The sequence below is a fragment of the Almyronema sp. genome (assembly GCF_052168255.1).
Lineage (GTDB): Bacteria > Cyanobacteriota > Cyanobacteriia > Phormidesmidales > Phormidesmidaceae > Sphaerothrix > Sphaerothrix epifaneia.
Genome location: NZ_JBQLZL010000030.1, coordinates 38,886 through 47,792 on the forward strand (window position 1 = coordinate 38,886; position 8,907 = coordinate 47,792).

Here is an 8,907-nt window from a genome sequence, read left to right on the forward strand (position 1 = left end):
ACGTTTCGTCAGTCTCATCTGTGCCTTGCTTTTGCAGAATCGGTATCAGCCATTGCACACTCGGCTATAGCTAAAGGTAGCCGCCAGTGTGAAAGATTTTCGCTCAGTGGCTTTCAGCCATTTGCGCCGCTTAACAAGGCGCTACAGAGCGGCGGTGTTGAAGGCCAGCGTACACCCGGTTCTCAAGTTTTTGTAAAGCCATGCTGCTAACGCGTGAAACCGACAAACCTGAAGGGGTACTATACCGGGAGTCCTCTGATGAAACCACCGTCATCTTGTCTGAGTCACCACCCCCAGAACAACCGCAGAGCCGCTGGCAAATCGGCCATCAGCATCAGATGGTGTGGTTGATTGCTCACAAAATAACTTCCCATTCTTTACAGCTACCGCTGCGCTATGCTCACCTCACAGCATTCCCTGCCCCTCAACCTGCTCCACATTGATGACGATGCCGATGATGTGGCACTGGTACAGGTTTTGCTTGCACAGGTAGCGCTCAAGCAGTTTAGAGTTACCAGTGCTAACCGCTTGGAAAAAGGGCTAGTCTGTCTAGCGCGTCAACCCATCGACATTGTTTTGCTGGATTTGCACTTACCCGATAGCCAAGGGCTCGAAACCTTTCGGCAGCTTCATACCCAGTTTCCCAACATTCCCATCGTGATTTGTAGTAGCTGGAACGACACAGCTATGAGCATGGCGGCTGTGCAAGAGGGTGCTCAAGACTTTTTAGTCAAAGGGGATTTTGACGCCAAGCTATTGAACAAAACCCTGGCCTATAGCCTTGAGCGCTATCACCTTCTGCGGGCAGAAGCCGTTAGCCGCGCCAAAAGCGAGTTTTTAGCTGTGATGAGCCACGAACTGCGAACACCGCTGAATGCCATCATTGGCATGAGCGACCTGCTGCTGACGACTGAACTTAGCTCAGAGCAGCAAGACTTTGCTAAGGTCATTCGCAGCAGCGGTGATGTGCTGCTAACGCTGATTAACGATGTGCTTGACTTTTCCAAAATTGAGTCGGGCCAAATGCCTTTAGAAGAAAAAGCCTTTCAAGTGCGCGACTGCATTGATCAAGCGCTGGCTTGTGTGGGTTCTAAAGCAGCGCTCAAGCAACTGCAACTCAACTGCGACGTGCGATCGCAAGTGCCCGCTTGGCTCACGGGCGATGCTGGCCGCCTCAGGCAAGTGCTGGTTAACCTGCTGGATAATGCGGTCAAGTTTACGCCCGCTGGCAGCGTTTCTCTCACCGTAGAGCGGCGGACTGTAGATGGCGAGGCGATCGCCCCTGAAACTTTGCCCGCCTCCAGGCAGCTAGTCGAACTGGTCTTTAGCATTCGCGATACGGGCATAGGCATTGCGCCGGAACAAGAAACCCGGTTGTTTCAGCCATTCATACAGGCAGATAGCAGCATTACCCGGCGCTATGGGGGAACCGGGCTAGGGCTGAGCATTTGTCGGCAGCTTTGTCAGCTAATGGGGGGCAAAATCTGGTTTGAAAGCGTGCCTGGACAAGGGTCTACGTTCTTTTTCACCGTTCAGCTCCACAGCGATCCCGCCGGAGATCTAGACCCACCGCCGCTGGCACCCGCTAGCCCCAATCAACCCCCGCTGGCCTATCGGTATCCTCTGCGCATTCTGGTGGCAGAAGATAACCTGGTTAACCAAAAAGTGATGCTACACCTGCTGCAACGTTTAGGCTACCCAGCAGATATTGTCAGCAACGGTTTGGGCGTTTTAAGCGCCTTACAAAGGCAAACCTACGACGTAATTTTATTAGATGTTCAAATGCCAGAGATGGACGGCTTAGAAACCGCTCAGCGCATCTGTCAGCAATGGCCTGCCCCCCAACGCCCCTACTTAATTGCCCTGACGGCGGCTGTTTTGGCCAGCGATCGCCAAGCTTGCAAAGCAGCCGGAATGGACAGCTTCATCGCCAAACCCGTCAAAATGAACGAGCTAGCCACCCTGCTCCAAACCTGCGCTCAACGGCAAACCCTTGTCTGGGAACCGTAGTCTTTGTTCTGCTGTTAAAAACTGGTTAAACCTTAAACTGTGAAGCTGCGTCAGAAAACCTGGTTGATCGTCGGCACTGCCTTAGTAAGCTTACCTGCAATCTGTTTTGGAGCCGCTGCCATCTTGCTGCTGCGAGGATTCAGCACGTTAGAAACAAAAATCATCACCCAGCACGTCAATCGGGTTCTCGACGCCTTGGCCAATGATTTAGCCAGCTTGAATCGAACAGCACTAGACTGGGCAAGCTGGGACGAAACCTACAACTTTGCCGCTAACCAAAACTCAAGCTACCTCACAGCCAATTTACCCGAAGATGGCAGTTCTTTAATCGCGCTACGACTCAACCTGATGGCCTTTCTAGATCGGCAAGGTCAAGTTCTCTTTGCTCAAAGCGTCGATTTAGAAACGCAGACGCCGTTGCCAATTTCAGCTAATTTTTTAGCGCAGCTAACCCCCTACCGCCAATGGCTAAACTTAACCGAGCTAGATGACAATATCGTAGGGTTTTTGCCAGTAGAAGCAGGCTATCTGCTTGTCGTTGCCCGCCCCATCTTAACCAGTTACGATGAAGGCCCTGTTCGCGGCACGCTTGTGATGGGGCGTCTGCTAAACCCTAGCGAAGTTGAGCATCTCGAATCTTTAACCCAACAACCTCAAATTACGCTCGAATCAGTTGATCCTAGCCAGCTTTCTGCCGATTTTCCAGTCATTCAGCAACCCTTCCCTTCGCTTAAGCAGCCAGTCTTTATTCAGCGGCAGAACCGCAAAGAAATTGAAGGTTACACCTTAATCAACGACATCGCCGGACAACCCTTGTTGCGGCTGCGCGTTACCCACCCTCGCAATATTTATGCTCAAGGTTTGACCAGTCTGGGCTACTTATTTTTGGCAACCTTGACGACCGCCGCTATTTTTGGCGTTATTACCATCACCTTGCTAGAGCGAGGTGTACTCTCTCGCTTAAAAAAGTTAAGTCAAAAAGTGAGCCAGATTGGGGTTGCCCACGATTTTTCAACCCGGATTCAATTAACGGGGCAAGATGAGCTAACCGATTTAGCTCAAACTATTAACTGGACGCTCGATCAGTTAGAAGAAGTGCAGCAAAGCTTGCAACAAACCTCAGCCAAGCTAGCGGCTTCCAATGCTGAACTAGAACAGTTTGCCTATGCCGCCTCTCACGATTTGCAGGCTCCCCTGCGCAAAATTGAGGCTTTTAGCAACTTGCTGCAAACCACCTGTAGCTCTGCACTCGACGAAGCTGGTAAATCTTATTTGCAGCGAATTCACCGTTCAACCCAGCAAATGCGAGAACTGATTCAAGCGCTACTTGACTTGGCTCGAATCTCTAACCCTGTGCAACCTATGGCTACCGTTGACTTAACCAAAATCCTCAACGAAGTGGTTGAAGAGTTGGCTCCTCAGATTCACCAACTAGGGGCTGAAGTTACGATAGACTCGCTCCCTGCGATTGAAGCTGAGCCTCACCAAATGCGACAGCTTTTTCAAAACTTGATCGGCAATGCGCTAAAGTTTCACCCTGCTCATGCGGTTCCACGGGTAACGGTGAACGCTCAGTGGCCGCAAGCAAGCCTCTCTGCTGCTGATAGCGCTCAAGAGCCAGTTTGCCAGATTGCTGTTGCAGACAATGGTATTGGCTTTGATGAAAAGCATCAAGAGCGTATTTTCAAGATTTTTCAGCGGTTGCACACGCGGGAAGAGTATGAAGGGACGGGTATTGGCTTGGCTATCTGTACCAAGATTGTGCAGCGGCACCACGGTTTGATTTCAGCAAGCAGTCAACCGGGTTATGGCAGTACGTTTAAGGTCACCTTACCGCTGAAGCAACCTGTTTAGGGCGTTTTGATAGCCGATGAACTGCCGCTGGGGCGATATTGTTGAGCGGGTGAGAGCGTTTGATTGTCGCTCTGTTGATGGGGCTAGCGGCAGTCACCTGATTGAGACACTTAAATAGCTGTAAGCTGCTGGTAGAAAAGCTTTCCTGCTGCCCTCAGCCCTCAGCCGTCTACCTTTGGCTGTACTTTTAGACTTTTCAGTATGCTGAATATATAGTAGTATAATAGACCACATGTTTGGGTTTAATTGCAAAGCGGATGCAACTCGATTTCATCTTTTTGGATGCTAATAAAACGGGTAGAAGCTGAGCCTAAAACCTTTGAAAATCGGGTATTCGTGTTGTGGTGCACGCCTTTTGGGTGACGATCTTTCTCCCCGATGACATACTGCCTAATATTTGATTGTGCATGCCCGTGAAATTATGGTGACTAGGGACTCTGATAAGCGTGAAGCAATTCTCAATGCTGCTTTAGAGTTGTTTGCCGAGTACGGTTTTTATGGTACACCGATACCCCTGATAGCAGAGCGGGCGCATGTGGGAGCGGGCACGATTTATCGTTATTTTGAAAGCAAAGAAGCGCTGGGAAATGCTGTTTATCAGCGAGCTAAAGAGATGCTCTATGATGTGCTGAATCAAGATTTTCCTGAGGATCTGCCCGTTCGAGAACAGTTTCATGTTTTTTGGCAGCGCATCACCAAGTTTGCGATTGAAAATCCTCAGACATTTCAATTTTTAGAGCTGCATTCTCATGAGTCTTATTTAGATAAAACCAGCCGCACGGTTGAACTCAAAGTTTGGGAACCGGGCTTAACGTTTTTTGAAATGACCTGTCAGCGAAAAATCACCAAACCGCTGCCTTTAAAAATTTTGGTGGCTATTGTTTGGGGTATGTTTGTTGGGGTGACAAAAGCTGGTCAGCGAGGCCACTACAGTTTAGATGAAGATCTGTTCAATAAAGTTGAACAAATTTGCTGGGAAGCTATTCGCTACTAGTGAGATCATAGCTTTCATCCAGGGGGCGGCTCAATGGCAGGTGCGATGGCGTTTCAGGCTTTGGGTAGCGAAAAGCGAAACGTGCTGCCCCGGCCTAGCTGACTTTCAGCTTCAATACGTCCCCCTTGTAGTTCTACTAAGCGTTTGACAATTGCCAAGCCAATGCCTGTACCGCTTGCAGCTGGAACGGGCGATCGCTTAGAACGCCAAAATCGATCGAAGACATGGGGTAGCTCGTCTTCAGCTAGACCCAAGCCTGTATCGTTAACCGCTATCCAGACCTGGGCTGATGCTTCCCAAGCGGTGAGGGTAATTTTGCCCTGGCGCGTATGCTGAATGGCGTTGCCTAGCAAATTGACCAAAATTTGTTCCAAGCGATCGGGATCAGCCAACACGGGGGCGATTTCTTCATCACACTGCCAGCCCAGGCAAGGCCCATCGTCGGTGATCTGGCTTTCAAAGCGCAAAAGTAGCTTGTCGAAAAGGGGAGGCAAAACAATGACCTGTAAATGCAAAGGCAGTTGTCCAGCTTCAGCTTTAGAAAGCTCTTGCAAATCATTGATCAACCGCTCTAGGCGGCGGGTCTCGCGCACTAACAAATGGGCGGTTTCTACCGAAAGCGGTTGCTGCTGCTCAGCGACTTCCTCTAGGTAGCCCCGTACAATCGTCAAAGGTGTTCTCAGCTCGTGGGTTAAATCTCCGATTAGTTGCCGACGCTGCTGCTCTACGTTCTGTAAGCTTAAGGCTAAGCGGTTGAAGCTGTAGCTCAGTCGGGCTAATTCGGGAATATCGCTTGGAGGTACTCGCTCTGATAAGTTGCCAGCGGCAAACAAACGAGCAATTCGCTCCATCTGAACGAGCGGCGAGGTAATGCGACGAGCTACCCAGTAGCTCAGCCCTGCTGCTGTCAAACTGCCCACCATGAGCGATAAAGCCGTGCTGCCACTCCAGGCGGTTTCAAACCCTTCTAAAAGTTCTTCGCGTAGTTCGCTGATGGCATGGCTCATATCCACCAGGCGATCTAAATGGCCTGAAAACAATTGGTGTGAAGCGGCTCTGCTACTGATAATAAAGCTAACCAGCCCTACCAGCATCACCACCAAATGAGAAAAAAACAGCCGCGATCGCAACCCGCCTCTCATGGGGCTTCATCCTCAAATTTGTAACCAGTGCCTACAACCGTTTTAATAAATTGGGGATGGCTGGGATCAAGCTCTATTTTCTTGCGAAGACGGGCAACATGGGTATCGACGACCCGTTCTTCACCAAAAAAGTCGTCGCCCCAGAGCTTTTCAACCAGGTGGCTACGGCTCCAGGCGCGTCCAGGACGGCTGAGAAAAGTGGCTAACAAGTCAAATTCAAGCGTGGTTAGCTCTAGCTCCTCGGCCTGGTTTTCTAGATACCGGGTGGCAACGTGGCGGTCTAAATCGACCGCGAAGTGAAGTGTGCGATAAACCTCGCCTGGGTAGTCTTGTCGCAAGCTGCGCCGCAATAATGCCCGAACGCGAGCAACCAGTTCCATAGGGCTAAAGGGTTTGACTAAATAATCATCGGCTCCTGTTGAAAGGCCAATTACTCGCTCAAAGGCTTCGCCCTTAGCGGTCAGCATCAGAATATAAGGATCATAGGCACCTGCTAGCTTGCGGATGCGGGTACAAACTTCTAGGCCGTCCATACCGGGCAACATCCAATCCAGAATAATCAGGTTGGGCTGATGCGTTTTGAACTGATGCAGGGCTGCGTGGCCGTCTCGGCTTTGCAGGCAGGTAAACCCTTCTTTTTCTAAAAGCTGTTGAATGAAGTGAGCGATCGCGGCTTCATCTTCGACAATTAGAATTTTAGGTGCCATCGTTGCTAGACTCGAACGGACAAAGGACAGTGTAGGCAACGCGATCGCTAAGCTCTGTTAGACCTGGTGAGAATTCAACGCTGGGTGCAAGTCTTCGGAGAATTGTCATCAGTTTGACACAGCATTGCCATTAGGTTCTGCCAATTTAAGCATATTCCTTCTGCATTTCTATTAAACAATGACCACTGCCAAAACCCTACGCCAAACCCATCGCTTTTTGGCACCGATTATGCTTTTGCCTTTAGTGCTAACGGCATTGACGGGTTCTTTCTATCAGCTTGGCGAAATGATTGGCAACGATGACGCCGTTGAATGGCTGATCCATATTCACAAAGGTGATTTTGGCATCCTCGATTTACAAGGTATCTATCCGTTTTTGAATGCTTTGGGTCTTTTGGTGCTGGTGGGTACGGGTATTACCATGTGGCTTCAGCCTAAAAAAGGTCGTTTTCAAAAACGGATCAATCCTCCCAATGACTAACTGCCCCTGAGGATGCGATCGCGCTTGTGAGTAATTTTTGAGAGCGGTTGGCAGTAGCCTCGCATGGCGTCGGAACGGGTTGTTTCCAATGCCATGCTGAATGGTAAGGCTAGCATTGTAGGTTTATTGGCTGCAACCCAGGGGTCTGGGCTAGGCGTGTAGGGTTGTGATCACGCTGGCAGACGCCTGGGTTTTGGGGGCGCTACTCGGTTGCTATGGGCGTTTTGATTAGCACTCGCACGACTTCGCCAGGGTTGCCTGTTGGCTGTGGCTGGCTCCAGGCGGTGGCTTCGGCGTAGCCTTTGATGTGCATTAGGTGAATGTCGAGCTTGACGGCGTCGGCGTCACCGAGCAAGACATGGCGTACTTGCTTGCGCTTGGGGGTGGGTTGGGAGGTTGGCGCAGTAGCAGTTGTGGACGTATAGACGCCCAGGTCAGATGCTTGAAACATGATGTTCTGTTTCCTTTTGCTTTGTGGTCGAGGAAAACAGAACACGAAAACCCCAGCGCACCGCGTGATGTAACAAATCCGGTGGCTAGGGTAAACTGACCACTAGCCCGTAATCTGCTGCTTCAGGTTGCGGGTAAGGTGCTTGTTGGAGCTGGTATCTCCTTCAGGCACCGCCCGAGGTCTTCGAGTTCTGCGGTTAGATCCACCGTCGAAACGGCTTAATGAATGAGAATACGCATATAAGCGATTGGCGTCAAGCGTAGAGGCGCGATCGCGTTGGCCTTTTGTGCTTTGGTTTTTGGCAGTCTGTGGTGGCTGTTTGAAGAGTCCTATTTTTTGTGGCAAGAGTGGAAATCCCCCTAAATCCCCCTTTTTCAAGGGGGACTTTTAACCCCCCTTTTTTAAGGGGGGCAGGGGGGATCAGCAGGTGTCTAGATCCCCCTAAATCCCCCTTCAAAAGGGGGACTTTAAAGCTAATTTCTGCTTAAAACGTGAGATTTGAAGTTGATTAATGCTGATTGAAATTGATTAAAGATTTCTGTTGCGATCGCTTTTAATTTGCTCATTTTGGTCTTTTTTTAGGTTAAGTATTTTGGGCGATCGCAGGATTAGTAAAAGATCCCAAGGTTCTGCAAGAATCCTGGGATCTAAGGTTTTCAACTATTCCGAATTAAACCCTTCGATTGGGCGTACCACGGTTAAGCAACTCCAAGGTTCGCTTGATGGTTTCCAACTATTCCGAATTAAACCCTTCGGTTGGGAATCGCGACGGCTGCTCTCAAAGCAAATCCCTCGGAAGAGGTGTTTCCAACTATTCCGAATTAAACCCTTCGGTTGGGTTGCTTACCCCTGACCAAGAAAAAGCGTTAGGACGAAAGGTGTTTCCAACTATTCCGAATTAAACCCTTCGGTTGGGATTCTGCACACTTTGGCAGGTGGCTAGACGCGATCGCTAAAGGAGAGTTTCCAACTATTCCGAATTAAACCCTTCGGTTGGGCCGCGCTTCACAACAATTTGGGAAAAAGGAATGGTGTTGTTTGTTTCCAACTATTCCGAATTAAACCCTTCGGTTGGGATTCAAGTATCGATTGAAGCTTACCAGAGCCTGCTAAAGCTGGCTGTTTCCAACTATTCCGAATTAAACCCTTCGGTTGGGTACAGCACTGGGGTTTTAAGCACTTCTGGTGCCACAGTGCATTGTTTCCAACTATTCCGAATTAAACCCTTCGGTTGGGACGCGTGACAGACCAAAATGGCAGCGTCAACG

8 protein-coding genes and 1 CRISPR repeat array are annotated in these 8,907 nt (G+C 49.8%); of the genes, 5 read left to right on the forward strand and 3 right to left on the reverse strand.

The window, feature by feature from the left end; translation table 11 throughout:
* Positions 1–200: 200 nt before the first annotated feature.
* The 4 genes from ACTS3T_RS05675 (at position 201) to ACTS3T_RS05690 (ending at position 4,858) form a co-directional block, all read left to right on the forward strand.
* Positions 201–443 carry a hypothetical protein gene (locus tag ACTS3T_RS05675; protein ID WP_377963574.1) on the forward strand — a complete coding sequence of 81 codons (243 nt, stop codon included), beginning with the start codon at positions 201–203 and terminating at the stop codon, positions 441–443.
* A complete protein-coding gene (locus ACTS3T_RS05680) occupies positions 397–2,010 on the forward strand; it encodes a response regulator (protein ID WP_377963572.1) in 1,614 nt (537 codons plus the stop codon). The genes ACTS3T_RS05675 and ACTS3T_RS05680 overlap by 47 nt, the downstream gene beginning before the upstream one ends.
* Positions 2,011–2,049: 39 nt before the next feature.
* Entirely contained in the window at positions 2,050–3,864 is a 1,815-nt protein-coding gene (locus ACTS3T_RS05685) for a sensor histidine kinase (protein WP_377963570.1), read from the forward strand.
* Positions 3,865–4,285: 421 nt separating this feature from the next.
* Positions 4,286–4,858, forward strand: coding sequence for a TetR/AcrR family transcriptional regulator (locus ACTS3T_RS05690; protein ID WP_377963568.1), 573 nt, complete (start codon positions 4,286–4,288; stop codon positions 4,856–4,858).
* 53 nt (positions 4,859–4,911) lie between these two features.
* On the opposite strand, the gene ACTS3T_RS05695 is transcribed toward ACTS3T_RS05690, so the two are convergent.
* Positions 4,912–6,000: a sensor histidine kinase gene (locus tag ACTS3T_RS05695; protein ID WP_377963566.1), complete on the reverse strand. Its 1,089-nt coding sequence runs from the start codon at positions 5,998–6,000 to the stop codon at positions 4,912–4,914.
* The gene (locus tag ACTS3T_RS05700) at positions 5,997–6,707 is read right to left on the reverse strand and encodes a response regulator (RefSeq protein WP_377963564.1); all 711 of its coding nucleotides are present in this window, start codon (positions 6,705–6,707) and stop codon (positions 5,997–5,999) included. The genes ACTS3T_RS05695 and ACTS3T_RS05700 overlap by 4 nt, the downstream gene beginning before the upstream one ends.
* 178 nt (positions 6,708–6,885) lie before the next feature.
* Between ACTS3T_RS05700 and ACTS3T_RS05705 the strand changes: the two genes are divergently transcribed.
* Positions 6,886–7,188: a PepSY domain-containing protein gene (locus ACTS3T_RS05705; RefSeq protein ID WP_377963562.1), complete on the forward strand. Its 303-nt coding sequence runs from the start codon at positions 6,886–6,888 to the stop codon at positions 7,186–7,188.
* A 202-nt stretch (positions 7,189–7,390) separates the two neighbouring features.
* Here ACTS3T_RS05705 and ACTS3T_RS05710 read toward each other — a convergent pair whose 3' ends face one another.
* A complete protein-coding gene (locus ACTS3T_RS05710; RefSeq protein WP_377963560.1) occupies positions 7,391–7,639 on the reverse strand; it encodes a hypothetical protein in 249 nt (82 codons plus the stop codon).
* 652 nt (positions 7,640–8,291) lie between these two features.
* Positions 8,292–8,875: direct repeats of the CRISPR family, unit length 36 nt; unit sequence GTTTCCAACTATTCCGAATTAAACCCTTCGGTTGGG.
* Positions 8,876–8,907: the final 32 nt, after the last annotated feature.

Coding starts and splice junctions, on each gene's coding strand:
- ACTS3T_RS05675 (WP_377963574.1), top strand. CDS start 201: ATGCTGCTAACGCGTGAAACCGACAAACCTGAAGGGGTACTATACCGG.
- ACTS3T_RS05680 (WP_377963572.1), top strand. CDS start 397: ATGCTCACCTCACAGCATTCCCTGCCCCTCAACCTGCTCCACATTGAT.
- ACTS3T_RS05690 (WP_377963568.1), top strand. CDS start 4,286: ATGGTGACTAGGGACTCTGATAAGCGTGAAGCAATTCTCAATGCTGCT.
- ACTS3T_RS05695 (WP_377963566.1), bottom strand. CDS start 6,000: ATGAGAGGCGGGTTGCGATCGCGGCTGTTTTTTTCTCATTTGGTGGTG.
- ACTS3T_RS05700 (WP_377963564.1), bottom strand. CDS start 6,707: ATGGCACCTAAAATTCTAATTGTCGAAGATGAAGCCGCGATCGCTCAC.
- ACTS3T_RS05705 (WP_377963562.1), top strand. CDS start 6,886: ATGACCACTGCCAAAACCCTACGCCAAACCCATCGCTTTTTGGCACCG.
- ACTS3T_RS05710 (WP_377963560.1), bottom strand. CDS start 7,639: ATGTTTCAAGCATCTGACCTGGGCGTCTATACGTCCACAACTGCTACT.